We start from the raw sequence: 26,064 nt of genomic DNA on the forward strand, positions 1-26,064 counted from the left end.
TACTTAGCTTTTTAATTACTTGCTGGAGAGTTCAGCGTACTTAGCGGTGACTTCCTCAACCGACGGATTCGTGGCGTGCACGCCATCGGAGTACAGCACGGTCGGAACAACGCGGTTGCCATCATTGACGGACTCAACCCACTTCGAAATGTCGTCGTGCTTTTCGACATCCCAGGCCTCAAACGGAGTGCCGTTTTCCTTCAGGCCAGCAATAAGGTTCTGGCAGAAAGGACACCAGGCTGCAGCGTAAATGGTCACGTGTTCGGTGGTCTGTGGAGTCTTCACATCAGTCATACTTAGGTCAACGCGCGGACCAAGGCCGATATTCCATTGCGCAATACGTTCGCCGGGCAGTAGTCCCGCCTCAGAGCCTTGCGAGACAGGCTTCCAAGCGCTAATCCTCTAGTCGCCGCCACGTGCAGAAGCGGTAGCGTAGGCCGGTTGTTGACGTCTGCCACGGGCCATCCTCGACGCGAACCCAGTCGTAGAGGTCGGGAGCCATGACCGGTACTGGGACGTTGACATCAGTATCAATGTCAGTGACCACGCATTCGTCGGCAAGCGAAAGTGCATCGCGATAGACACGCCCGCCTCCGATAATCCAAGCCGCGGGCGCGTCGGCGACGGCGGCGAGCGCGGCTTCGAGGCTGGTTGCGGACTCGGCGCCGGGGAAATCGGACACGGAGCGTGAAAGGACGATGTTTCGACGACCGGGGAGTGGTCGGAACTTGGGATTCAGCGAGTCCCACGTGCGACGCCCCATGATGACCGGTGCGCCCATCGTTGTTGTTTTGAAATGCTGAAGATCTTCAGGCAGATGCCAGGGCATAGTCGCACCGTCGCCGATAATGCCGGCCCGAGACTGCGCCCAAATCATCCCTACAAATGGGGGCCTTGCGCTGGTGGAAGCGGTGGACTCGTTCATGTCGACACTCACCTTTCGCTGACTTAGACAGCCACCTGACCGCGAATCAGAGGATGCGGGTCGTAGCCGATGACCTCAATGTCCTCGTAAGCGTAGTCGAAAATGCTGTCGGCCTTCTGAAGCTTCAGCGTGGGGTAGGGGCGTGGCTCACGGGAGACCTGCAGTTCGCACTGTTCAATGTGGTTGTCGTAGATGTGGCAATCGCCACCGGTCCAGATGAACTCACCAACATCCAAGCCCACCTGCTGCGCCATCATGTGCGTCAACAGTGCATAGGAAGTGATGTTAAATGGCACGCCTAGGAACATGTCCGCGCTGCGCTGGTAGAGCTGGCAGCTGAGCTTGCCATCTGCGACGTAGAACTGGAACAGCAGATGGCACGGCGGCAGCGCCATATTGGAAATCTCGGAGACATTCCAGGCGCTGACAATGTTGCGGCGGCTATCCGGGTTGGACTTCAGAGTCTCCAGCGCTTGTGCGATCTGATCGATGTGGTGCCCATCTGGAGTGGGCCAAGAGCGCCACTGCACGCCATAGACCGGACCGAGGTCGCCGTTGTCGTCTGCCCACTCGTCCCAAATAGTCACCCCATGATCCTGGAGCCACCGGACGTTTGAATCGCCGCGGAGGAACCACAACAGCTCGTACACGATGGACTTCAGGTGCACCTTCTTAGTGGTGATCAGTGGGAAGCCCTCGCTCAGATCAAAGCGCAGCTGGCGGCCGAACACTGAGCGAGTGCCCGTGCCAGTGCGGTCTGATTTAGCTGCTCCGTCAGCGAGAATTTCGCGTAGCAAATCCTCGTACGGAGTCTTAATGCCCTGATGAGCCTGTGTCGTGATGTCAGTGGAGTCGGTCATAGCCGCCCTAGCTTACCTACTTCTGCTCTTGATCCTTGAATTCCTTCACCAGTGCCAGAATCTCCTCCGACAGGTCCGGTCGGCAGAACAGCATATCCGGCAGGAAAGTATCGACATTATTGTAGGTCGGCGCGGAGCCGTCTAGGCGGCTGACAAAAAGCCCTGCGGACTTAGCGACACCAACCGGCGCTGCCGAGTCCCACTCGTACTGACCACCGTCGTGGATGTAGGCGTCGTAGTCACCGAGCAGCACGTGCATTGCCTTCGCACCAGCGGAGCCCATCTCCACCAGCTCCATGCCTAGCTTGTCAGCGACGTACTTCGCCACAGCCGGTGGGCGAGTACGCGATACGACAATCTTGCCCGCACGCGGCCCCTGCACAGCCTTGGCCTCACCCGTGTGGAAAACCTGGCCGTGATCCGGCAGACCAACAGCAGCGTGGGTCGGCTGACCGTCCTCTACTAGAGCGACATGAACTGCCCAGTCCTGGCGCCCCGAAGCGAACTCACGCGTGCCATCGAGTGGGTCAATAATCCACACCCGCTTTGAGTCCAGGCGCTCACGGTTATCCGCGGCTTCCTCCGACAGCAGTCCGTCGTCCGGACGGTGCTGCTCTAGTACGCGGGCAATCCACTCCTGTGCCAGTGCGTCGCCGGCATCTCCCAGAATGCGGCCACGCAGCAGGCCTACGTTGCGGACACCCTTGAGAATTTCACTGGCGCCCACGGCAAGTCGATAGGCAAGAACATCATCTTCAATGTAGGCAGACATGACTTAGATACTATTCGCTTTTTCCCGACCCCGCTTTACGACGGGATGCCGCGCCCCATCCTCACCGCAACCGAGTGGCCATATAAATAACAAAAGTCCGCCCGCAGCGAGAATCAGTTCAAGCCGAAGGCGGACTCTTAGCTATCTAGGCCAATTGGCTAAAAGACGTTAGCGCTTGTCGCGGTACCACGTCAGCAGCGCATCGGTAGAAGCGTCGCCAGAATTAGGCGCCACTTCACCGGTAACTGCAGGCAACAGGTCGCCAGCCTGCTGCTTGCCCAGCTCGACGCCCCACTGGTCGAAGGAGTTCAGGCCCCAAACAATGCCCTCGACGAAGGTGATGTGCTCGTAGAGTGCAATCAGCGCACCGACAGCGTCCGGGGTCAGTTCCTCGGCCATGATGGTCGTGGTCGGACGGTTACCTGGCATGACCTTGTGCTCTACGAGTTCCTCGGCAACGCCCTCTGCGCGAATTTCTTCTGCGGTCTTACCGAAGGCCAGCACCTTGGTCTGTGCGAAGAAGTTACTCATCAGTAGGTCGTGCATAGAACCTTCGCCGGAAGCCGTCGGCAGATCCTGGCGTGGACGGGCAAAGCCGATGAAGTCAGCCGGAACTAGGCGAGTTCCCTGGTGAAGGAGCTGGAAGAAAGCGTGCTGGCCGTTCGTTCCCGGCTCACCCCAGAAGATTTCTCCGGTGTTGTAGTCCACCCTCTTGCCGTCGGTACGCACGGACTTACCGTTCGATTCCATGGTGAGCTGCTGAAGGTACGCCGGGAAGCGAGAGAGATCTTCAGAGTAGGGCAGCACGGCATGCGACTGAGCGTCGAGGAAGTTTGAGTACCAGACATTCAGCATGCCCATCAGTACCGGCACGTTCTGCTCCAGCGGAGCGTTGAGGAAGTGCTCATCCATTGCGCGGAAGCCCTGCAGGAAGCGCATGAAGTCCATCGGACCAACGACGGCCATGATGGACAGGCCGATGGCGGAGTCGACGGAGTAGCGGCCGCCGACCCAGTCCCAGAAGCCAAACATGTTCTCAGTGTCGATGCCGAATTCGGCGACCTTTTCGGCATTCGTGGAAACGGCGACGAAGTGCTTGGCGACGGCATCTTCGCTACCCAGCTGCTGGATAAGCCAGCGGCGAGCTGCGTGAGCGTTGGAGAGCGTCTCCTGCGTGGTGAAGGTCTTGGAAGCGACGATAAACAGCGTGGACTCCGGATCGACCTCATCCAGAACCGCATGTAGATCAGATGGGTCAACGTTAGAGACAAAGCGGGCATCAATGCCGGCAGTGGCGTAGGTGCGCAGCGCCTTGGTCACCATTGCCGGGCCCAAGTCGGAGCCACCGATGCCGATGTTGACCACAGTCTTAATAGTGTGACCCGTGTATCCCAGCCAGTCTCCACTGCGGAGGCTGCGAGCAAAGTCGCGCATGCGGCCGAGCACCTCATGCACGTCGGCAGCAACATCCTGGTCGCCGACGGTCAGATTTTCCTCTGCTGGCAGGCGCAGCGCTGTGTGCAGCACGGAGCGGTTTTCAGTGGTGTTGATCTTGTCACCGCGGAACATCTTCTCGCGTGCTTCTTCGATGCCAGCGGCGCGAGCGAGCTCAACCAGCTCGGCAAAACCGTCGAGGCACATCAAGTTCTTGGAAAGGTCAACGTGGAGAGTGCCCGCATCGAAAGTCAGCTTCTCAGCGCGGCTATCTTCATTCGCGAAAAGCTCACGCAGCGAGGTGGCGCGAACATTGTCCACGCGCTTAGCCAGCTGAGCCCACTGCTCGGTTCCAGTGATATCTACAGTCATTCCTGCTCCCAGGTAATTTTTGACGAAATGCACTTTATACATCCCCAGACTAGTTGCGTTTTGGCGCTCTCGCCGGGCGGCTGGATTCGACCAGGCGTGACCACAATCTGCCAGCAACTCGAGTCCGCTGTGCTTATGCGTCGCCCCATCCGCCACCTACGAGCCCCTAGCCCGCTTCAGCAAAGACACCTACCCTGGAAAATATGACTGATTTCACTCCCGATTACGACAACATCCTCAAAGACGTCCCCACGGGTCTTCTGCTCGGCGGTGAGTTCCGTCCTGCGTCGAATGGCGAGACCTTCGATGTAATTAATCCCGCCACAGATAATCCGCTGGTCAAGGTCGCTTCTGCCACTGAAGAGGACGCGAAGCGGGCGCTTGACGACGCCGTCGCCGCCCAGAAGGAGTGGAAGGCAACCCCGCCCCGCAAGCGCAGCGAGATTCTCTACCGCGCATTTGAACTCATCCGTCGGGATGCAGACAAGTTGGCCCAGCTGCAGTCCCTGGAGATGGGCCGTGCGCTGCCGGATTCCAAGGCCGAGGTCGGCTACGGTGGCGAGTTTTTCCGTTGGTTCGCTGAGGAGGCTGTGCGTATCTCCGGCGATTACCGAATTTCTCCGAGCGGAACCTCGCGCGTCGCGGTGATTAAGCAGCCGGTCGGCCCGGTTTTGGCTATTACGCCGTGGAATTTCCCGCTGGCTATGGGTGCCCGCAAGATCGCCCCGGCACTCGCCGCCGGCTGCCCGGTCATTATTAAGCCCGCGTCCAAAACTCCGCTGACCATGCTCTACCTGGGCAAACTGCTTATCGAGGCCGGTGTCCCCGCAGGCGTGATCTCCGCGCTGCCAACAGGACACTCAGCCAACGTTTCGGCCCTGCTTTCCGATGACCGCCTGCGCAAGTTCACCTTCACCGGTTCCACCGAAGTTGGCCAGATGCTCGCTGCGAAGGCCGCGGAAACCTCGATGAAAGTCTCCCTTGAACTCGGCGGAAATGCTCCGTTTGTCATTCTCTCTGATGGCGATGTCGAAAAGGCTGTGCAGGCAGTCAGTGACGCCAAGCTCCGCAATGGCGGCCAGGTGTGTATCGCCCCGAATCGCTTTATTGTTCATGAATCCAAGAAGGATGCGTTCGTCGAGGGCGTCGTCAAGCGTTTTGCGGAACTGAAGTTGGGCGAGGGCACCGACCCTGCGACGGACCTTGGGCCACTCGCGCTGCGCGATCAACAGGAAAAGGTTCGTGATCTGGTTGATGATGCGATCAAGCGCGGTGCGAAGGTCGAGTGCGGCGGCAAGATTCCAGATCTCGGCGGCGCGCTTTCCGACGGCTACTTCTTCGAGCCCACAGTTCTGACCGATGTGCCCGAGGATGCGGATATTGTCCGCGAAGAGATTTTCGGTCCAGTGGTTGCGGTGACAACCTTCACAGACGACGACCGTGCGATTGAGCAGGCAAATGACACCATCTTTGGCCTGGCTGCGTATGTGTTCAGTGAGAACCTGACCAAGGCGCTTAGTGCGGCAGAGGCGCTGGAGTCCGGCATGGTTGCGGTCAATAAGGGATCGCTGTCGGACCCGTCGGCGCCGTTCGGTGGTGTCAAGCAGTCCGGCCTTGGCCGCGAGGGTGGCTTCACCGGTATCGATGAGTTCCTAGAGGAAAAGCTGATTTCCCTGGAAGGCTAGACGGGCGAGTAGCTGGCGAGGGTTAGCCCAGGCGACCGCGTCCCATGCGCAGCAGCGCCGACGCGATCGCCGGGCCCTCTGGGCCAAGTGCGTCGCGGAACTCGTTGATGATCTGCACCTCTCGGCCGTGCACGAGACGTGTGCCGCCAGATCCCAGGCGGGTTTTGCCGACGGCCTTACTGATTGCGGTGCGGCGTTGAATGGCATCGATAATCAGCCCGTCAAGGCGGTTGATTTCCTTGCGGTACTGTTCGATCTCCGCGGAGCTCAACGGGTCATCGGTGCCGGTGGGGGTGCGGACTTCAAAAGGGGATACTGCCGCAGCTTGCTGGCTGTGCTCAGCGCCGTCGGTGTTATCGGTGTGTGCGGCGGGAGTGTCCGCAGGGTTTTCGCTCATAGTTCTTATTGTGCCAAAGGATTCGAACAGTCCAATCCGGGGGCTCGGCTACTGTAGTAGCCATCATGGGAAATGAAACTGGAATGCTGTTCGGGTCCTTCAATGCTGACGATGGCCGCAGTGGCGATAGCCATGCTGGTTCGAACCACGGTGAGTCGGGCGGTGCTACGCCTGGCCGCGGTGGTTTCGGCCACTTCGCCGGCGCTGGTAGCAATAGCGCGCCGAGTGGCGCTGCCAGCTTTGGCGGCGGTTTTGGCGGCGGCTTCGAGCCCAGTTTTGATTCAGAGTCGCTGCTAGAGGGGCTTAATCCGCAGCAGCGCCAAGCAGTGGAGCACATTGGTTCACCACTGTTGATTGTGGCTGGAGCTGGTTCGGGAAAGACGTCTGTGCTGACGCGCAGGATTGCATACCTAATCGGTGCGCGTGGAGTGCTGCCAAGCCAAATTTTGGCTATTACCTTTACCAATAAGGCCGCTGCCGAGATGCGCGAGCGTGTGGCCGGTCTGGTCGGTGACCAGGCGCAGCGTATGTGGGTGTCCACGTTCCACTCCATGTGTGTGCGCATCCTGCGCATGCAGCATGCGCTAGTACCGGGGCTTAATTCCAATTTCTCTATTTATGATTCGGACGACTCCCGGCGTTTGCTGTCCATGATTGCTAAGGACATGGACATGGATGCCAAGAAGTTCACCGGCCGCGTGCTCTCGTCGCGTATCTCCAATCTCAAGAATGAGTTGATTGACCCGGAGAAGGCCATCGCGGATGCCTCGACGACGCGCAATCCTTTTGATGACGTCGTTGCACGGGTTTACCTGGAGTACCAGACCAGGCTGCGGGCGGCTAATGCCGTGGATTTTGACGATCTAATCGGTGAGGTCGTTCGGATCTTCACCAGTCACCCGCAGGTTGCAGAGTATTACCGTCGCCGCTTCCGGCATGTGTTGGTGGACGAGTACCAGGACACCAACCATGCGCAGTATGTTTTGGTCTCGACGCTCGTCGGCAAGCCCGGTGGAGATGTGCCTCCGAGTGAGCTGTGTGTGGTGGGCGATTCGGACCAGTCCATTTATGCCTTCCGTGGTGCGACTATTCGCAATATTGAGGAGTTTGAGAAGGACTATCCGGAGGCCACGTCGATTCTGCTGGAGCAAAACTATCGCTCGACGCAGACGATTCTGTCGGCGGCCAATGCGTTGATTGCGCGCAATGAGAATCGCCGGGAGAAGAAGCTGTGGACCGATCTCGGTGAGGGCGGCAAGATCAAGGGCTACGTAGCGGACAATGAGCACGATGAGGCTCGGTTTATCGCTAACGAGATTGAGCAATTGGTCGATTACGGGCCGCACTCGTACTCGGATGTGGCGATTTTCTACCGCACCAATAATTCCTCCCGTGCTCTAGAGGATGTCTTCATTCGTATGGGCGTGCCGTACACGGTGGTTGGTGGCACCAGGTTTTATGAGCGTAAGGAAGTACGCGATATTGTCGCCTACCTGCGCGTTATTGAGAACTTCGACGATGATGTTTCGCTGCGTCGCATTATCAATACGCCGCGGCGTGGAATCGGTGACCGTGCGGTGGCGCATGTGTCGCTCTATGCCGAAGACGAGCGGTGCTCGTTTGGCACGGCGCTGCGTGCCGTAGCTGAGGGCAAGGTTCCGGCGGTGGCGGCGCGGAGTCGAAACGCGATGGCGGCGTTCGTCGAGATGATTGATGCTCTGGCGGCGGATATGGCATCCGGTGAACTGGCCGATATCGGTGACTTGGTCAACGCGATTATTGACCGCAGTGGATACAAGTCGGAGCTCGAGCGCTCCAATGATCCGCAAGATGCCACGCGCCTGGACAACCTCAATGAGCTCGTCAGCGTTGCGCGGGAGTTCTCTGCAGAGGCGCGGATGATGTCGTCGGTGGATATTAGCGCTGATGTAAATGAAGGCTCTGGCGCTGCAGCTGATGCTGAAAGCGGTGCTGATACCAGTGGCGAGTCCGAGGTGGAATCTGAGATCGCGAATGACCTCGCGCGTGATTTCACGGCCGACTTCGACAACGATGGGGAAGCAGAGCCGGGAAGTCTGCAGGCATTCCTCGAGCGAGTTTCTCTGGTGGCGGATGCGGACCAGATTCCGGATGACGACACCGGTGTAGTGACGTTGATGACGCTACATACGGCCAAGGGCCTGGAGTTTCCGGTGGTATTTCTCATCGGCTGGGAAGACGGACTGTTCCCGCACCTGCGCGCCCTGGGCGATCCGAAGGAGCTGGCCGAAGAACGACGTCTGGCCTATGTAGGTATTACCCGTGCGCGCAAGCAGCTGTATCTCACGCGAGCTGTGACTCGCTCCTCATGGGGTTCGCCGCAGAATAATCCGCCCTCACGTTTCCTGGGGGAAGTCCCAAGCGACCTGATTGATTGGCTGCGCGAGGCTCCGGCTCGCAGCTGGGGCGCCGGTTCTGGTGGTTTTGGTTCTGGTGGCTACGGCGCGGGCAGCGCGTTTGGTCGTGGCCATGGTGCCTCGTCGGGCTTCGGTTCCAGCTCGGGCTTCGGCTCTGGTGGATCCTCTAACTCTGGTGCGTCATCCCGAAAGAAGAATCAGGTCTTGCACCTAGAGCCCGGTGACAAGGTTGTTCACGACAAGTACGGCTTAGGCACTGTGCTTGAGGTCCAAGGGGCCGCGCCCCGGGCAACTGCGATGATTGACTTTGGATCCGCAGGTAAGGTCCGCATGATGCTTATCGGCGGCGTGCCCATGGAGAAGTTGTAAAAGAACAACCACCGCCCGACTGGCCGTCCCTACCCGCGGCCGTGCACGTGCCACTATCGCGTGGAGGCTACTTAGGCTTCTTCGCTGTCACCCAGCAGTTGATGGTGGCATCTTGTACTTCGGTGCCGTTGGCATCGGTCAGCACGATGTGGACGGGAAAATCTACCCCACCAGTCTCCGGTGCGATGGTGGAGAAGTCCGGCAACTCAGCCTTGGCCACAGCCGTCAGGCCACCAACGGAGATGCGCTTGTAGTTCGTCGTCATGCCCTTTGGAACCCAGCGATGCGTTGTCGGTACGCTGGCCTCACAGAGCATGCCCATCGCGAATTCAGCGAGGTTACACGCAGCAATCGCATGCACGGACTTAATGTGATTACGCACGCCCCACCAAGCGGGCATGCGCGCTACCGCCAGTCCAGGCTGCATCGTCTCTAGCTTGGGACAGATTGTGCGGAAATATGGCGCCGTCAATGCGGCGGTTAAGGAAAATAGACGCTTGCCGACGACTGGAGTCGCAGCCAACTTCTTCCACATGCGGAATGTTTGAGTCTCTGCCATGTGTCAAGAGTAAAGCCCCAGTACCGGCGGCGATGCCGGTTTCTGAAAAATTTAATCAGGGGAGGCTTGCAGCCGCGGTCAAACAGGGGCCGGTGCACAGGTAGGGCCTTCGCAGAGCGGCCAGGCTTGCTCGTACCTGTGCCGATACCTGATTAGTTCAGGTTCAGACCACGCTGGATGAACCAGGTCACCGGGTCGACCGGAGTGGTGCCATCCGGGTGGATCTCGAAGTGGAGGTGCGTACCGGTGGAGAAGCCGCGGTTGCCCATACCGGCGATGACCTGACCAGCTCGGACAGCTTCTCCGACAGCAACGTAGATGGACTCGATGTGGCCGTAGACGGAAACAGAGCCGTCGTCATGGCGAACGCGAATCCACTGGCCGTAGCCCTGAGCCGGGCCTGCATCGATAACAGTGCCGTCCATGACGGACATGATTGGGGTGTTGGTGACGTTAGCCAGGTCGACACCGTAGTGGAAGGTTCCCCAGCGTGAGCCGAACGGTGAGGTCAGCAGCCCCACGGTCGGGATGGAGAGTTTCGGAGCGCGGGCAGCCTGGTCGCGAGCAACGCGCTCCTGGTTGTACTGCAACGCCGTAGCGAGGTGGTCGCTGAGGTTAGTGCTCGGATTGAAGGAGCTGGAGGCCAGCACCATCGGAGCGTTGTTCTTCGGCTGAGCAGCGCGGGTCTGAGTCGAAGCTGAGTTCTCCGGAGCCTTATTCTCGGTCTCAGCTGCGTGGGCGACCGCGTTGGAGGAAGCGATCGTCGATGCGGACAGTGCGACCAGTGCTGCGCGAGAAGTTGCGGAAACCTCTACCTTGCGGTGCTTTCCGCCTCCGCGACGAGCATTGAAAAACGTCACTTCAATCTCCCTGCCAACGAAACTCTTTGTAACCCAACTGTTATCTAACTTCTGCGATAATAACGGTTCGATATAGGGCAAGCAACTTGTTTTTAGAGAACTTGTTCGCTGATTCGTCAGTTTCAGTTCAATAGGGCCGTGCTGTGGCCGTGGGGCTGTTGTCTTGTATCACGGATCCGGTGAAGCGCAACCGGTGTGTTGCCAGGGGATTTATGGCGGATGCCCCTTAATCGAGGGGCTGGGTAGGGGGATCGGCAAGTAGTTTCCGGGTGAACTAAGGGTGTGGTCGCGGGGGTGGCAAAAAGTAACCCATCGGCGTTGACAAATGGAAACCAAAGGTGAAGCCACTTTGGGGGGGGGAGGGGGCAAAAGGAGATCGGACTCAACGGATACCGTCCGTCCTGGGATCCGTACCTTCAAATTAGACTCTGCAATGCCTAAACAAAGAGGCGTTGTATGTATGGCACTATATGGCCATGGCTGTGACGCACCCTTGCGTGGCACCCTATCTATATAGGTGGGCAATCAGCTGTCAATGATTAGACGCGGGAAGGACGATGTCACTGTGAAAGGCGCGGATTCGCGGAGAGGTTCCTCCGGTAGCGATCGAAATCGGCGAAGCCGCACCGGTGCCGGTGGCAGCGGCGGGGGTTCCCGTAGCGTCCGCAGCGAGCGCACTGCCCGCGCATGGCAGAATACGCAGGCCGGTCAGACTGGCGGTGCGCGCAGCGTCGGTGCCGACAGCAATCGAGCCGCCACGACGAAGATGAAGGCGGGGGCCTCCGGGACGTCGTCACGCATGGGGCGGTTCTCGGGTTTCCGTCGCCTCATTAACTCGCCTCGTGCGCGCCGGTTTGGGCTGTCTGTTGCCGGTTCTTACGGCGTCGTATTGCTGTTCATCATCTCGGTAGCTCTGATTGGCGTCATCGTGAGCGGCGCTGGAATGTCTCCGTTTCCAGCGAGTATCGCATCGATGTGGATGATCTTTAACCTCGCACCGTTCCGCTTTAACGGCACGACGCTGGGGCTCACACCAGCACTGCCTGCGGTGCTGATGGTGTTGTTCATCGCCTGGCGTGTACGCCGCGAAGTTGCTGACCGCATCAGCATCAAGGACGTGCGCGCGCTGGTCGGCGCGTATCTGGGTACGCCCATTGTGCTCACCATCATCGCGTGGCTCATGCTTTACGACGCGTCGAAGGTGTTTCCCCGCATTCAAACCCCCAGTTTCGGCCTTGCGATTGCAGCCGCGCTGCTCGTAAATCTCGTGGCCTTGGTACTGGGAATGGGGCAGCGGTTGCTGCGCGCACTACTGCTGCGCCGGAAGCTGCCGGAGTGGTTGCTCGCGTCGGCGCGACTGGCGGGCAGCTACGTGGCATGGCTGTGGCTGGTCGGTGTTGTGGTGACCCTCGTTTCGCTGATTTGGCATCGAGGACTGCTGGCCGAGACATTTGCAATCACGGATACGGCTGGTGAAAGTGTTGCGGTCAGCGGTCTCTCGCTGCTGTACCTGCCAAATGTGGCCTTCGGTGCTGTCGGTGTGCTGGTAGGCGGAAAATCGACCTTTGGGCCTGCGGAGGCTGGGCTGTTCGCAGTGCACCCGGCTCAGCTACCACCCCTGCCGATTCTGGCTGCCATGCCTCAGTCGCTGGCGCACTGGGCTTTCGGAGTGCTGATTGTGCTACCGCCAGCCGTTGCAGCTTGGCGTGTCGTGGCATTCCTGAAGAAATCTGCACCGAAGCAGCCCTACCTGGTCGTCGTTCTCGCTGCCGTGTGGTCGATCATGTTCCTAATGGGGCTGGCTTGGCTGCTCGGCGGTGAGGTTGGCATCTTTGGGTGGACCGGTGCCTCCTGGTGGCTGACTGGCCTGCTCGGCTCGATGTGGCTGGTTGTTCCGGGGGCCATCGTGGTGGTTGCGATGACCGGTGTGCCGTCACTTGGTAGGGACAAGGGTGTCTCGGAAGTGGCCGCTGAGAAGTTCCCGCCGAAGCCTGCAGAAGATGGGGACGGTCACGCTGAGGCTGAGGATGCCGGCGACGCCGATAAGTCCGACAATGACGGGGACAGCTCGGAGGAGTCAGAGGAGTCGGAGGAGATTGTCGACGGGGAAGTCGTAGCGACCTCCGAAGATGAAGCGACCTCCGAAGACGAAGCCGAGTCCGACACAGAGGGGGAATCAGAGTCCGGTGCTGAGTCTGAAGACACTTCAGAAGGCGCTGAGGAATCAGACGACTCTGAAGAGGATTCGGAAAGCGCCGCAGGCGGAGAAGAACCGAGCGAAGTAGATGCGACCGACGAGGACGAATCCGATGAGGACACCGAAGACTCGGAGGAGGGCGGCGACGGGGAACCGTCGTCAAGCCAAAAGAGCTAAGCCAACTTAGGGGGAGCGGAATTTGGGGTCTCTGTCGGGCTGGGTAAGCTAAACGCCGTGACTGAAGCACAGCCCGTCGCAGAAATTTCGCACAATAATTCCTCCAGCAAGCAGCTCCGCATCGTAGTCCTGGCCTCTGGCCTGGGCTCCCTTTTGCAGTCGATGCTGGAACTGCTCGACGCTGAAAAGGTTCAGATTGTCGCGGTTGGTTCGGACAAGGATTGTCCGGCGCTGGAGAGGGCTCAAAACCTCAATATCCCAACTTTTCAGGTGCCTTTCGATGCTGAGGCAAAGAAGGACCGAGAAGGTTGGGATATTCGTGTTTTAGAGGCCGTGAACAGTTTTTCGCCGGATATCGTTGTCTCGGCGGGTTTCATGCGCATTCTGGGGCCTTCCTTTGTAGAGGCCTACAGCAATCGCATCATTAATACGCACCCAGCGCTGCTGCCGTCCTTCCCAGGGGCGCGTGCGGTACCGGATGCACTTGACTATGGGGTGAAGGTCACCGGCACGACCGTGCATATCGTTGATAATGGAGTGGACACCGGGCCGATTCTGGCGCAGCAGCCAGTGGCCGTCGAGGACGACGACACGGTGGAGACCCTGCACGAACGAATCAAGGTTGTCGAACGCCGACTCCTGGTTGATGTATTGCACTCGATTGCCGATCACGGAATTGAGCGTGACGGACGAAAGGCTTATCTGAAATGACCAACGACAACACGCAGCGTAAACCAATCAAGCGCGCTCTGATTAGCGTCTACGACAAGACTGGGCTCGAGGAGCTGGCTCGTGACCTGCACGAGGCTGGCGTGGAAATCGTTTCCACCGGTTCCACGGCTGGCAAGATTGCTGCAGCTGGCGTGCCGGTGACCCCGGTTGAGGATCTCACTGGTTTCCCGGAGTGTCTCGAGGGCCGTGTGAAGACGCTGCACCCGCGTGTTCACGCCGGCATTCTGGCTGATACTCGCAAGGAAGACCACCTGGCTCAGCTGAAGGAGCTCGGCGTGGAGGCTTTCCAGCTCGTTGTCGTTAACCTGTACCCGTTCCGTGAGACCGTTGCCTCGGGCGCTTCCTACGACGAGTGCGTGGAGCAGATTGACATCGGAGGCCCGTCGATGGTTCGCGCTGCGGCGAAGAACCACCCGTCGGTCGCTATCGTGGTCGACCCGGCTCGCTACGGCGATGTCGCTACCGCCGTGAAGGAAGGCGGCTTCACCCTGGAGCAGCGCCGTGAGTTCGCTCGTGACGCATTCCTGCACACCGCCGATTACGACGCAGCTGTGTCCAACTGGTTTGTTGAGCAGCTCGGTGGCGCTGAGGGGGCCGCCCCGACTCCGCTCCGCTACGGCGAGAACTCTCATCAGTCGGCAACTCTGACCCGCATTGGTACCAAGGGGCTGGCTAACGCCAAGCAGCTGAACGGCAAGGAGATGTCGTACAACAACTACCAGGATGCCGACGCCGCATGGCGTGCCGCCTGGGATCATGAGCGTCCGTGTGTGGCAATCATCAAGCACGCTAACCCGTGCGGTATCGCAGTTTCGGATGAGTCCATCGCCGCAGCTCACCGCGCAGCTCACGCATGTGACCCGATGTCCGCATTCGGTGGTGTCATCGCCGTCAACCGCGAGGTCTCCGTTGAGATGGCCGAGCAGGTCAAGGACATCTTCACCGAGGTTATTGTCGCTCCGTCCTACGAAGACGGTGCCGTTGAGGTACTGAAGGCCAAGAAGAACCTGCGCATTCTCGTCGCCGAGTACGAAGCACCGACCGCAGAGAACAAGTTCATCTCAGGCGGCCTGCTCACCCAGGAGCCGGATACTTACCAGGCAGAGGGCGATAAGCCGGAGAACTGGGAGCTGGCCACCGGCGAGGCATTGAACGCCGAAGAGCTGGCCGAGCTCGAATTCGCATGGCGCTCCGTCCGCGCTGTGAAGTCCAACGCCATTCTGCTGTCCAAGAACAACGCCACCGTCGGCGTCGGCATGGGCCAGGTCAACCGTGTGGACTCCGCAAAGCTCGCCGTTGAGCGCGCAAATACGCTTGCCGACGGAGAAAACCGTACCCAGGGGGCCTACGCTGCGTCCGATGCCTTCTTCCCGTTCGCAGACGGCCTGCAGGTCCTGATTGATGCCGGTGTGAAGGCAGTTGTCCAGCCAGGTGGCTCTATCCGTGACGAAGAGGTCATCGCTGCTGCCAAGGAAGCTGGCGTCACTATGTACATGACTGGTACTCGCCACTTCTTCCACTAATTCCTTATTGGGTTAAGGGCTAACCGCCGAGGTGCTAACTGTCACCTCGGCGGTTTTCTCTAATCGGAAGTGAGCGGAGATAGAGCCGAGGATGCGTGTCTGTTGTCGAGCCGTGGTCTATGTGAACACTCGCTGAGGGCTGGCGCTGGTGAGAATTATGCAGACGAAATGGCTTCAATGCGTTTAACATAAGGGCTTATGTCACGTAGAACCGAAGCGCGACGGCGTCGAGAAGCAGAGATTCTCTCCGCTGCTGCTGCGATCCTGGCCGACCGGGGGTTTCATCAGACTCGGTTGGAGGATGTTGGCTCCGCCGTCGGCATTTCTGGCCCAGCTCTTTACCGTTACTTCAGCGGCAAGGAAGAGCTGTTGGCGCAGATCCTCATCGATATTTCTATCCGACTTGTCGATGGTGCGCGAGCAGTTCTCGATCGAGCAAAGAGCAATGATTGGGAGCCAGAGGAGACTCTTCGGGGCCTCCTTGCGCATCACGTGCATTTTGCAGTCACGGAGCCCGATCGCATTCGTGTCCAAGAGCGCGAAGGGGGAAATCTGGCGCCAGAGCAGAGCGCAAAAGTGCGTTCCTTGCAGCGTCTTTACATGGTCTTATGGGTGGACGCTCTGCGTGAACTACAGCCCGAACTCACCTCCGACGAGGCGCAGCTTAAAGTCCAGCTCACCGCTGGGTTGATTAACTCTTCCAGGCATGTGCTCAAATGGGCGGGCCCCGAGGCGACAAGGGAAAATGCCTTTGAGATGGCCCTCGCTGCGCTGGGCATTAACAACCAATAATCCGTATTCATTCTTCTGCCGTCTGGCCTCACTGTGCTCAGCAGTGTGAGGTCAGGCGGCTTTGTTGTGCGGTGCAGGGCGCTCACATTCAGTTGAATTCACCCCCGAAACAGATTTCTAGGGGAAACATAAATCTCTATTGGAAACATGTTGCGACCTCGGGGAGAGGTGTGTATTTCAAGCTGCATAAAAGACTTCCGGGGGTGAAAGTGTGGTCTAAGAAACAAAATTTGTTGTGAGGTGACTGGGGTCACATTAATCTTTTCGTCAAGAAAGTTAATAGTCATTAACGGAAAGTATTTCGCCCATGACTCACGCTCCAGCATTGACCAACCGACAGCGCCACGAAGAGCTCGTCGCAGAGCTCAAAGAGCTGCTTAGCACAACAGCACGCGGTGGTTCCGAACGTGCCCGTGCTCGCCATATTTCCCGCGGTAAGCTGCTGCCACGTCAGCGCATCAACCAACTGCTTGACCCCGGCAGCCCTTTCCTTGAGGTCGCACCGCTAGCGGCCCACGAAATGTATGGCGGCAAGGTTCCGGCTGCTGGCGTCATCGCCGGCATTGGCATCATCGAAGGTCGTCGCTGCCTGGTTGTAGCCAATGACGCAACCGTTTCCGGCGGAACGTACTACCCGTTGACTGTCAAGAAGCACCTGCGCGCACAGGAGATTGCCAGCCTTAACCACTTGCCGTGCATTTACCTGGTCGACTCCGGCGGGGCCATGCTTCTCAACCAGGATGAAGTTTTCCCTGATCGCGATCATTTCGGTCGCATTTTCTACAACCAGGCCAACCTTTCCGCTCGCGGGATTCCGCAGATTGCCGCCGTGATGGGATCCTGTACCGCCGGTGGCGCCTATGTGCCGGCGATGAGCGATGAAGCGGTCATTGTGAAAAACCAGGGCACCATCTTCCTGGCAGGCCCGCCACTGGTTAAGGCTGCAACTGGTGAAGATGTCACACCAGAGGAACTCGGTGGCGGCGAACTGCACTCCAAGACCTCCGGCGTTACTGACCACCTCGCGGTTAACGATGCCGACGCACTGCGTCGTGTCCGCGATATCGTCGCAACGCTCCCCAAGGACCCGGAAGTTCCGTGGGACACAGAATCCACCGTCTCGCCGACTCGCAACCAGACCGATCTTTACGATGTCGTCCCCGTCGATGCCAAAGTGCCTTACGACGTTCACGAGGTTATTGAAATTATTGTGGATGGAGGTCAATACCAGGAGTTTAAGGCCGAATTTGGTACGACCCTGGTCACTGCTTTCGCCCGCATCCACGGCCACCGCGTCGGCATTATCGCCAACAACGGCATTCTCTTCGCGGAATCTGCGCAGAAGGGCGCGCACTTCATCGAGCTGTGTGATCAGCGCGGCATCCCACTGGTATTCCTGCAGAACACCACGGGCTTCATGGTTGGTCGCGAATACGAGGCCGGCGGTATCGCAAAGCACGGCGCCAAGATGGTCAACGCCGTGGCTACCACCCGCGTGCCCAAGTTCACCGTAGTCATCGGTGGTGCCTTCGGCGCCGGCAACTACTCCATGTGCGGTCGCGCATATTCGCCGCGCTTCCTCTGGATGTGGCCGAATGCTCGCATTTCCGTCATGGGCGGTCCACAGGCGGCGATGACGCTGTCGACGGTTCGTCGCAACCAGATTGAACGCTCAGGTGAGAGCTGGTCGCAGGAAGAGCAGGAGGAGTTTGAAGCTCCGATCCGCGAGCAGTTTGAGCGCCAGTCGCACTGCTATTACTCATCGGCTCGCCTGTGGGATGACGGTGTCATCGATCCCGCAGATACCCGCCGAATTCTTGGCATGGCCCTCGATGTGGCAAGTGGCGCGCCCCTGGATGAACAGGGCTTCGGCGTCTTCCGCATGTAGTAACCAGCTAAAAACTCTCGACACCGCATTTTCTGGAAAGGAAACACAGGGCACATGACAGCGCACAACACGCAGCCCCACGCAGCTGGCGGCAGCCTGAGTACCGTATTGGTCGCAAACCGCGGGGAGATTGCCTGCCGCATTATTCGAACCCTTCGTGACAACGGAATTCGCTCCGTCGCGGTCTACTCGGATGCCGATGCCGACGCCCCTCACGTCCGCATGGCGGATATGGCCATCCACATTGGCCCATCTCCGGCACGTGAGTCCTACCTGGTTATCGACAAGATTATCGATGCCGCTCGCCGCTGCGACGCAGACGGAATCCACCCCGGTTACGGCTTTCTGTCTGAAAACGCAGACTTCGCGACCGCCTGTGAGGAAGCAGGTATTGAATTCATTGGCCCACCGGCCAGTGCCATCAACACCATGGGTGACAAAATCTCCGCCCGCGCTGCCGTCGAAGCCCGCGATGTTCCCACCGTGCCGGGTCTGTCTCGCCCCGGGCTTAGCGACGAGGACCTCATTGAGGCAGCCCCATCGATTGGCTTTCCGGTACTGATTAAGCCGTCGGCAGGCGGTGGCGGCAAGGGGATGCACCGCGTGGAAAACGCTGCTGACCTGCCGGCTGCGCTCGCGACGGCCCGTCGTGAAGCGGCGGGTGCCTTCGGCGATGACTCCCTGTTCATCGAGCACTTCGTCGACACCCCGCGGCATATCGAGGTGCAGATTCTCGCAGATAAACACGGCAATGTAATCCACTTGGGCGAGCGTGAGTGCTCGCTGCAGCGACGCCATCAGAAGGTCATCGAGGAAGCACCGAGCCCTCTGCTGGATGAGGAAACGCGCAGCGCAATTGGTGAAGCGGCCTGTGACGCGGCCCGCTCGGTCGGCTACGTCGGCGCGGGCACGGTGGAGTTCATTGTGCCGGCGAAGGACCCGTCGTCGTTCTTCTTCATGGAGATGAATACGCGCCTGCAGGTTGAGCACCCCGTGACTGAGCAGGTCACCGGCCTGGATCTGGTGGCGCTGCAGGTTGACATTGCCTCGGGACGCCCACTGCCGGTTGCTCAGGAAGATGTAACTCTCACCGGTCACTCGATTGAAGCTCGCGTGTATGCCGAAGACCCGGCGGCGGGATTCCTGCCCACCGGTGGCACGGTCACACGTGTCGTCGAGCCGAGCGGGGCGGGAATCCGGGTGGATTCCGGCATTGTCGACGGTTCCGAGGTCTCATCTCTCTATGACCCGATGTTGATGAAGATCATCTCCCATGGGGAAAACCGTGAGCAGGCGCTCGAGCGGTTGGACCGAGCGCTCGGAGACACCGTTGTCGCAGGTGTCGGAGTCAATATCGACTTTTGTCGCTACCTGCTGAACGTCCCCGAGGTTCGCGCCGGCGATCTTGATACCGGTCTGCTCGACCGCGTGGCGGAAGGCTTCGCCACCTCCGAAACACCGGACGATGTCTACCTCGCCGCTGCGATGGACTGGCTGACTTCCCGCTTTGAACAAGCCACCGACTCACCGTGGCTGACCCCGGATGGCTGGCGTGCCAGTGCGCCTGCCGCGCAGCGCATTCGCTTTGGGGCAGGGGAGGACTCGCGTCTGATCTCGATTGTGGGCACCCCAGCGAGTGCTGACGTCGTTGTCGGTGACGTAGTCGCAGGTCTGTCGGCCGAAGCGGAGAACGAAGATATCGACGTTCCAGAACCGCGAAATTACAAAGTTTCGGTCTTTCGCGACGGGGAACATCTGCGCATCGTCCGCGACGGAGTCGCACAGCACTTCCTGGTCGAGACCATCGACAATGCGGGGTCGGCGAACCACGAAGAGTACGTCGTCGCCGGTGCCCACGGCACCTGGGTATTGCCCCGCACCGAGGTAGTCACCACCGGTGCCGAAGCCGATGCAGGCGGCTCTGGCGTCATCCAAGCTCCGATGCCCGGCGCGATTATCGCGTTGGCGGTGGAGGAGGGAGCCCGCGTCGAAGCTGGTGAGGCTCTGTTGGTCATGGAGGCCATGAAGATGGAGCACACTCTCACTGCCGAAATTGCAGGTGAGGTTAGCTTCACCGTCGCGCCGGGCGATCAGGTCGCCGGTGACCAGCAGCTGGCCGTCATCACCGTGGCCGAAGCCGAAGAATAAAAGCCCACACAAAACGCACCAATCAGGTCCTACACCTACAAAATCTTTTAAGGAGCACTCATCATGTCCGAAAGCACCAAGATTGCAACCGCGATCCTCGACGACGAATACGTGGAACTGCAGAAAGTAGTTCGCGAATTTGCCAACGAAGTTGTCGACCCGGTTTCCGCCGAGCACGACCGCAACCACACTTTCCCGTACGAGATTGTCTCGCAGATGGGCGAAATGGGCCTGTTCGGTCTGCCATTCCCCGAGGAAGTCGGTGGCATGGGCGGTGACTACCTGTCCTTCGGTATCGCCCTGGAGGAGCTGGCTAAAGTCGATCAGTCGGTCGCTATCACCCTGGAAGCCGGCGTTGGTTTGGGCGCCATGCCAATCTTCCACTTCGGCAATGACAAGCAGAAGGAGACCTACCTGCCCGAGCTGACTGCTGGTAAGAAGCTCGCTGGCTTTGGTCTCACCGAGCCGGATGCAGGTTCCGACGCCGGCGCCACCCGCACCACAGCCCGTGAAGACGGCGATGATTTCGTCATCAACGGCGCCAAGCAGTTCATCACCAACTCCGGCACGGATATTACTTCGCTGGTTACTGTCACCGCAGTCACCGGCCAGAAGGAAGATGGCAAGAAGGAGATTTCTACCATCATCGTGCCGAGTGGCACGGAGGGCTTTGTCGCGGAACCAGCTTACGACAAGGTCGGTTGGAATGCCTCCGACACCCACCCACTGACCTTCACCGATGTTCGCGTCCCGCAGGAGAACCTGCTGGGCACCCGTGGTCGCGGCTTCGCTAACTTCCTGTCCATCTTGGCCGAGGGGCGTGTCGCAATCGCAGCGCTTGCCACCGGTGCTGCGCAGGGTTGTGTTGATGAGTCGGTTCGCCACGCCAAGGAACGTCACTCCATGGGCCGTGCAATCGGCGAGTACCAGGCTGTTTCCTTCAAGATTGCCCGTATGGAAGCGCGTGCGCATGCCGCACGGATGGCGTGGTACGACGCAGCCGCAAAGATGGCCGCGGGCGCAGAGTTCCGTCGTGAAGCGTACATCGCCAAGATGATTGCCTCGGAGGCTGCGATGGACAACGCGCGCGACGCGACGCAGATTTTCGGCGGCTACGGATTCATGAACGAGTACCGCGTGGCACGCCACTACCGCGACTCCAAGATCCTGGAGATCGGCGAGGGCACCACAGAAGTGCAGCTCATGCTGATCGCACGCGGATTGGGGCTGTAAAAATGGCTGACAACAACGCAACCGAAGTCACCCGCGACGTCGTGCAGCGCGGACTGTGGTTCGAAGAGTACGAGGTTGGCGCGCGTTACCTGCACCGTCCGGGGCGAACCGTCACTGAAACCGATGACGTCCTCTTCACGACGCTGACCATGAACACCCAGCCACTGCATCTGGATGCGCACTGGTCGAGCCAGCAGCCGGGATTCGGAGGCGAGCGCCTGGTCAATTCGATGTGGACGCTGTCGACGGTTGTCGGGCTGTCTGTCGGGCAGCTGACGCTCGGCACCATCGTCGCCAACCTCGGCTTCACCGAAGTGGCGTTTCCCGCACCGATGTTCCACGGCGACACCCTGTACGCAGAGACCGTCTGCCGTAACAAGCGTCTGTCCAAGTCCCGCCCCAACCAGGGCATTGTCGAGCTTGAGCACATCGGACGCAATCAGGACGGCACTGTCGTCTGCCGCGCCGTCCGTTCCACGCTCGTCCAATGCGCACCGACTTCGCTTGACGACGGCTCCGAGAACGCAGCTTCAGCGGGGAAGTGAGTGGCTCATGTCTACGCATAACTCCTGGCAGCCGCTGGGCCCTGCAATTCTGTTTGCGCCAGCCGACCGGCCGGAACGGTTCGCTAAAGCTGCTGACCGCGCCGACATGGTGATCCTGGATCTGGAGGACGGCTGTCGCGCAGAAAACCGTGAGGCTGCCCGCGAGGCTATCGTCTCCTGTGACCTCGATCCGGCCCGCACCATTGTGCGTGTCAATCCACCGGAGGTTGAAGACTACGCAGCGGATATTGACATGCTGCGTGGCACCGCTTTCCGCCAGGTGATGCTGCCCAAGGCCTCCTCGGCGCAGCAAGTGGATGAGTTGGTAGCGGCACTGGGGGAGAAGACCCAGATCATTGCCCTCATCGAAACTCCGCTTGGGGTCATGCGCGCCGAAGAGCTGGCGCAGGCCGATGGCGTCGTTGCGCTGTTCTGGGGCGCAGAGGACCTGGTGGCGGGCTTGGCGGGAACGTCATCACGCTTTAGCGAAGCAGAGGCTGCACTCGCGCCGGGCCGTATCTATGCGGACAGCTACCGCAGTGTGGCGGTACATACCCGCAGCCACGTTCACCTGGCGGCAGCGGCGCACGGTAAGGCCAGTCTGGATTCCATCTACGTCAATATCTCCGACGCGGATGGGCTAGCTGCGGAGGCAGCCGATGCCGCTGCGTTGGGATTCGCTGCCACCGTCTGTATTCACCCAGGTCAGGTCCCGACAATCCGCCAGGCTTATCGCCCTAGCGACGAGGAGATTGACTGGGCGCGTCGGCTCTTGGCGGAAGCGGAAAAGAACACCGGTGCCTTCAGTTTTGACGGCCAGATGGTGGATGCGCCGCTCTTCCGTCAAGCAGAAGCCATTGCTCGGCGAGCCGCTGTAACCGGTTAGTCCCACAGCCGGTAACTACCACTGATTTATCCCCCCCCTAAAGAACACAATTCCCTCTCACACTCCGCACTATGCGGAGTCACTTAAACCAAGGAGATCTCCCCATGACCGCGACATTGAAGAACCACGCAGAACAGCGCACTGCTGATCCTTCGAAGCTGCCGGAGGGCTTCACCACTGTGCCGGCACCATACGGCAAGGATGTTGTCGATGCTGATGGCAACAAGATGAGCCACGTGTTCGGCGCCGGTGTCGAGCAAGGTGCCGCTCCACTTCGCGATGAGACTCTCGGTGAGAACCTGCGTGCGATTGTGGAGAAATTCCCGTCCCGCGATGCCGTCGTTGACGTCTACGCGGATGTCTCCTTTACCTTTGAGCGTTTCTACAACCGAGTTCTGCGTCTGGCCAGCGCTTTCATCCGTGAGGGCTACCGTCCAGGAGATCGTATCGGCATTTGGTCCACCAACCGCTGGGAGTGGACCGTGGTGCAGTACGCCTGCCACCACATCGGCCTGGTGCTGGTCAACATCAACCCGGCTTACCGCCAGCACGAGCTGAACTACGTGTTGGAAAAGGCAGGTGTGCGTATGGTGTTTGCCGCCCGCCGCTACAAGGACTCCGATTACCGAACCATGCTGATCGAGGCCTCCAAGCAGCGCGGTGTGCGCCTGGACAAGGTCATCTACTTCGGCTCCTCCGAGTGGTACGAGCACATGCACAGCGAAATCGATGACCTGAGCGAGTACACCTCCCAGCTGAAGCCGGATGATCCGATCAACATCCAGTTCACCTCGGGCACGACAGGCTTTCCCAAGGGCGCTACGCTGACGCACCGCAACCTGCTGAACAATGGTTACTTCATCGGTGAGCTGTTGGGCTACACCGAGGCCGACCGCATCTGTGTGCCGGTGCCGTTCTTCCACACCTTCGGCATGGTGATTGGCACCTTCGCTGCCTTCACCCACGGTGCCGCTATTGTCATTCCGGCTCCGTCGTTTAAGGCGCGTGAAACGCTCAAGGCTGTGCACTCGGCTAAGGCCACCAGCCTCTACGGCGTGCCGACGATGTTCATCAATGAGCTTGAAGAAGCCCACGACCAGGAGGAATACGGCTCCCCTTACGACCTGTCGCTGCTGCGCACAGGTGTGATGGCAGGTACCTCGTGCCCGTCGAAGACCATGCGTGATGTGATGGACAAGCTCAATATGCGAGAGATTGCCATCTGTTACGGCATGACGGAGACCTCGCCGGTGTCCTTCCAGACCCGCGCGGATTCCCCGCTGGAAAAGCGCGTCAACACCGTCGGGCAGATCATGCCGCACTTGGAAGCCCGCATCATTTGTGAAGAAACCGGCGAGACGCTGCCGCGAGGCGAACAGGGCGAGGTTGTCGTTCGAGGTTACTCCGTTATGAAGGAGTACTGGGAGCACCCGGAAAAGACCGCCGAGGCCATCGATGCCGACGGTTGGATGCACACCGGCGACTTGGGTGTGCTTGACGACGAGGGCTACCTGTCCATCACCGGGCGTATCAAGGACATGCTCATCCGCGGTGGTGAGAACATCTACCCGCGCGAGATTGAAGAGTTCCTGTTCACGCACCCGGCTGTCGTCGATGCGCAGGTCATCGGTGTTCCGGATGACAAGTACGGCGAAGAGATTATGGCGTGGGTAATTCTGCACGACGATGTGGAAGACCTCACCGCTGACGATGTGGCGGCCTTTGCCCACGGCAAGCTGTCGCGTCACAAGATTCCGCGCTACGTCCACGTCGTCGAGGAGTTTCCGATGACCGCGTCGGGCAAGGTTCGCAAGGTTGAGATGCGTGAGATGGCTCCGCGAATCCTGGGCTGGGTGTAGAACAATGTCAAAAACAACTGATCAGACCGGTCGCGAGCTTGTCGCAGGCCTCGTCACTGATGGAATGACCCTGGCAGTCGGCGGCTTTGGCCTGTGCGGTGTGCCATATACCCTCATCGAGGGCGTGCGCGACTCCGGGGCAAAAGACCTCACCATCGTGTCCAACAACATGGGCATTGACGGCACTGGGCTTGGCATTCTGCTGGAGAACAAGCAGGTGGCAAAGGTAGTGGCCTCCTACGTCGGCGAGAACAAGGAGTTTGCCCGCCAGTACCTCGAAGGCGAAATCGAGGTGGAGTTCACCCCTCAGGGAACGCTGGCAGAGCGGCTTCGCGCAGGTGGCGCAGGTATTCCCGCGTTCTACACCGCAACCGGCGTCGGCACGCTCGTTGCAGAGGGCAAGCCCCACGCCGACTTCGACGGACAGACCTACGTGCAGGAGCGTGGCATCGTTGCCGACATCGGCCTGGTGCACGCCTACCACGGCGATATTGACGGCAACCTTGTCTATCGCCGGACCGCGCAGAACTTCAACCCGCTGTGCGCAGCATCCGGCAAGGTGACCGTTGCAGAGGTGGAGTACTTGCTTGGCCGCGGCGAGATCGACCCGGATCTGGTGATGACTCCGGGTGTGTATATCCAGCACATCGTTCGCGGTGACGGACGCGAGAAGCTCATTGAAAAGCGCACAACTCGGCCACGCAATACCGATTCCAGCCACGATGCCGGTGACGCGGCAGCAGGGGAGGAGATTTAAATGGCACCTGCGAAGACAATTATGGACAAGGGCTGGAGCCGTGACGAGATGGCACAGCAGGCCGCTGAAGAGCTGCGCGATGGCGACTATGTGAATCTGGGTATCGGCATTCCGACACTGGTGGCAAACCATATTCCCGAAGGCGTGCGCGTTCTGCTGCAGAGTGAAAACGGAATTCTGGGAATGGGTGCCTTCCCATATGAAGGCGAAGAGGATGCTGACCTCATCAATGCGGGGAAGCAGACCGTGACATTGGTGCCGGGCGCGGCAATCTTCGACTCCGCCACCAGTTTCGGCATGATTCGCGGCGGTGCCGTGAAAATGGCCGTGTTGGGTGCGATGGAGGTGAGCCAGTGCGGTGACCTGGCCAATTGGATGATTCCGGGAAAGATGGTCAAGGGCATGGGCGGTGCGATGGACTTGGTCGCCGGTACCCCTCGAGTGGTGGTTTTGACCGATCATGTTTCCAAAGATGGCAAACCAAAATTGGTAAAAGCCTGCGAACTGCCCCTCACAGGTGCAAAAGTAGTGAAAAGGACTATTAGCAACCTGGGAAGCTTCGATGTCGCTGATGATCACCTGGTGCTACGCAGGCTGGCACCTGGGGTGACGCTGGCAGATATCGAGGCCAACACCGAAGCCGCATACGTGGTTGACCTCGAGAATTAAATACGCAGCAATCATGGTCAGTCCACACT

General features: G+C 59.4%; 22 protein-coding genes. 14 read left to right on the forward strand and 8 right to left on the reverse strand.

All coding sequences use genetic code 11. The features are described from left to right. Nucleotides 1–15: 15 nt before the first annotated feature. The 5 genes from HMPREF2849_RS03525 to pgi form a co-directional block, all read right to left on the reverse strand. Nucleotides 16–294: a mycoredoxin gene (locus HMPREF2849_RS03525; RefSeq protein ID WP_049190305.1), complete on the reverse strand. Its 279-nt coding sequence runs from the start codon at nt 292–294 to the stop codon at nt 16–18. A gap of 100 nt (nt 295–394) precedes the next feature. Then, nucleotides 395–925 carry a dihydrofolate reductase gene (locus tag HMPREF2849_RS03530; protein WP_070429818.1) on the reverse strand — a complete coding sequence of 177 codons (531 nt, stop codon included), beginning with the start codon at nt 923–925 and terminating at the stop codon, nt 395–397. Between the two features lie 23 nt (nt 926–948). Next, nucleotides 949–1,785 carry a thymidylate synthase gene (locus HMPREF2849_RS03535; RefSeq protein WP_070862605.1) on the reverse strand — a complete coding sequence of 279 codons (837 nt, stop codon included), beginning with the start codon at nt 1,783–1,785 and terminating at the stop codon, nt 949–951. Between the two features lie 16 nt (nt 1,786–1,801). Beyond that, the gene (locus tag HMPREF2849_RS03540; protein ID WP_049190299.1) at nt 1,802–2,557 is read right to left on the reverse strand and encodes a 3'(2'),5'-bisphosphate nucleotidase CysQ; all 756 of its coding nucleotides are present in this window, start codon (nt 2,555–2,557) and stop codon (nt 1,802–1,804) included. 168 nt (nt 2,558–2,725) lie between these two features. Further along, on the reverse strand, nt 2,726–4,363 hold the full coding sequence (gene pgi / locus HMPREF2849_RS03545; protein WP_070862606.1) for a glucose-6-phosphate isomerase: 1,638 nt from the start codon (nt 4,361–4,363) through the stop codon (nt 2,726–2,728). Nucleotides 4,364–4,566: 203 nt separating this feature from the next. Between pgi and HMPREF2849_RS03550 the strand changes: the two genes are divergently transcribed. Further along, nucleotides 4,567–6,048, forward strand: a complete 1,482-nt coding sequence (locus HMPREF2849_RS03550; protein WP_069359436.1) for an NAD-dependent succinate-semialdehyde dehydrogenase — start codon at nt 4,567–4,569, stop codon at nt 6,046–6,048. A 22-nt stretch (nt 6,049–6,070) separates the two neighbouring features. On the opposite strand, the gene HMPREF2849_RS03555 is transcribed toward HMPREF2849_RS03550, so the two are convergent. Next, nucleotides 6,071–6,445, reverse strand: a complete 375-nt coding sequence (locus HMPREF2849_RS03555; protein ID WP_005509925.1) for a chorismate mutase — start codon at nt 6,443–6,445, stop codon at nt 6,071–6,073. Between the two features lie 65 nt (nt 6,446–6,510). Here HMPREF2849_RS03555 and HMPREF2849_RS03560 point away from each other — a divergent pair, with 65 nt between their 5' ends. Beyond that, on the forward strand, nt 6,511–9,210 hold the full coding sequence (locus HMPREF2849_RS03560) for a UvrD-helicase domain-containing protein (RefSeq protein ID WP_070862607.1): 2,700 nt from the start codon (nt 6,511–6,513) through the stop codon (nt 9,208–9,210). A gap of 67 nt (nt 9,211–9,277) precedes the next feature. Here HMPREF2849_RS03560 and HMPREF2849_RS03565 read toward each other — a convergent pair whose 3' ends face one another. Both HMPREF2849_RS03565 and HMPREF2849_RS03570 read right to left on the reverse strand, forming a co-directional pair. After that, nucleotides 9,278–9,769 (reverse strand): hotdog fold domain-containing protein, encoded by a 492-nt coding sequence (locus HMPREF2849_RS03565; RefSeq protein WP_070862608.1) that lies wholly within the window; start codon nt 9,767–9,769, stop codon nt 9,278–9,280. A gap of 152 nt (nt 9,770–9,921) precedes the next feature. Then, the gene (locus HMPREF2849_RS03570) at nt 9,922–10,629 is read right to left on the reverse strand and encodes a M23 family metallopeptidase (protein ID WP_016422164.1); all 708 of its coding nucleotides are present in this window, start codon (nt 10,627–10,629) and stop codon (nt 9,922–9,924) included. Between the two features lie 535 nt (nt 10,630–11,164). Here HMPREF2849_RS03570 and HMPREF2849_RS03575 point away from each other — a divergent pair. The 12 genes from HMPREF2849_RS03575 (at nt 11,165) to HMPREF2849_RS03630 (ending at nt 26,035) form a co-directional block, all read left to right on the forward strand. Then, a complete protein-coding gene (locus tag HMPREF2849_RS03575; protein ID WP_070862609.1) occupies nt 11,165–13,003 on the forward strand; it encodes a cell division protein PerM in 1,839 nt (612 codons plus the stop codon). 57 nt (nt 13,004–13,060) lie between these two features. Then, entirely contained in the window at nt 13,061–13,714 is a 654-nt protein-coding gene (purN, locus tag HMPREF2849_RS03580) for a phosphoribosylglycinamide formyltransferase (protein ID WP_070862610.1), read from the forward strand. Then, a complete protein-coding gene (gene purH, locus HMPREF2849_RS03585) occupies nt 13,711–15,258 on the forward strand; it encodes a bifunctional phosphoribosylaminoimidazolecarboxamide formyltransferase/IMP cyclohydrolase (protein ID WP_070862611.1) in 1,548 nt (515 codons plus the stop codon). The genes purN and purH overlap by 4 nt, the downstream gene beginning before the upstream one ends. Before the next feature lie 198 nt (nt 15,259–15,456). Next, nucleotides 15,457–16,050, forward strand: coding sequence for a TetR/AcrR family transcriptional regulator (locus HMPREF2849_RS03590; RefSeq protein WP_016422168.1), 594 nt, complete (start codon nt 15,457–15,459; stop codon nt 16,048–16,050). Between the two features lie 307 nt (nt 16,051–16,357). Further along, on the forward strand, nt 16,358–17,938 hold the full coding sequence (locus HMPREF2849_RS03595) for a carboxyl transferase domain-containing protein (RefSeq protein WP_049172754.1): 1,581 nt from the start codon (nt 16,358–16,360) through the stop codon (nt 17,936–17,938). A gap of 54 nt (nt 17,939–17,992) precedes the next feature. Further along, a complete protein-coding gene (locus HMPREF2849_RS03600) occupies nt 17,993–20,086 on the forward strand; it encodes an acetyl-CoA carboxylase biotin carboxylase subunit (RefSeq protein WP_049172756.1) in 2,094 nt (697 codons plus the stop codon). A gap of 63 nt (nt 20,087–20,149) precedes the next feature. Next, nucleotides 20,150–21,319, forward strand: coding sequence for an acyl-CoA dehydrogenase family protein (locus tag HMPREF2849_RS03605; RefSeq protein ID WP_048731615.1), 1,170 nt, complete (start codon nt 20,150–20,152; stop codon nt 21,317–21,319). 2 nt (nt 21,320–21,321) lie between these two features. Then, nucleotides 21,322–21,864, forward strand: coding sequence for a MaoC family dehydratase (locus HMPREF2849_RS03610; protein WP_016422172.1), 543 nt, complete (start codon nt 21,322–21,324; stop codon nt 21,862–21,864). Between the two features lie 7 nt (nt 21,865–21,871). Then, nucleotides 21,872–22,750: an HpcH/HpaI aldolase/citrate lyase family protein gene (locus tag HMPREF2849_RS03615; RefSeq protein ID WP_070862612.1), complete on the forward strand. Its 879-nt coding sequence runs from the start codon at nt 21,872–21,874 to the stop codon at nt 22,748–22,750. A gap of 104 nt (nt 22,751–22,854) precedes the next feature. Further along, entirely contained in the window at nt 22,855–24,609 is a 1,755-nt protein-coding gene (locus HMPREF2849_RS03620; RefSeq protein WP_070862613.1) for an AMP-binding protein, read from the forward strand. A 4-nt stretch (nt 24,610–24,613) separates the two neighbouring features. Further along, on the forward strand, nt 24,614–25,366 hold the full coding sequence (locus HMPREF2849_RS03625) for a CoA transferase subunit A (RefSeq protein WP_016422175.1): 753 nt from the start codon (nt 24,614–24,616) through the stop codon (nt 25,364–25,366). Then, nucleotides 25,367–26,035 (forward strand): 3-oxoacid CoA-transferase subunit B, encoded by a 669-nt coding sequence (locus HMPREF2849_RS03630; RefSeq protein WP_070862614.1) that lies wholly within the window; start codon nt 25,367–25,369, stop codon nt 26,033–26,035. It begins immediately after the preceding gene. Nucleotides 26,036–26,064: the final 29 nt, after the last annotated feature.

Source organism: Corynebacterium sp. HMSC073B01, from assembly GCF_001838255.1.
Taxonomy (GTDB): Bacteria; Actinomycetota; Actinomycetes; order Mycobacteriales; family Mycobacteriaceae; genus Corynebacterium; species Corynebacterium jeikeium_D.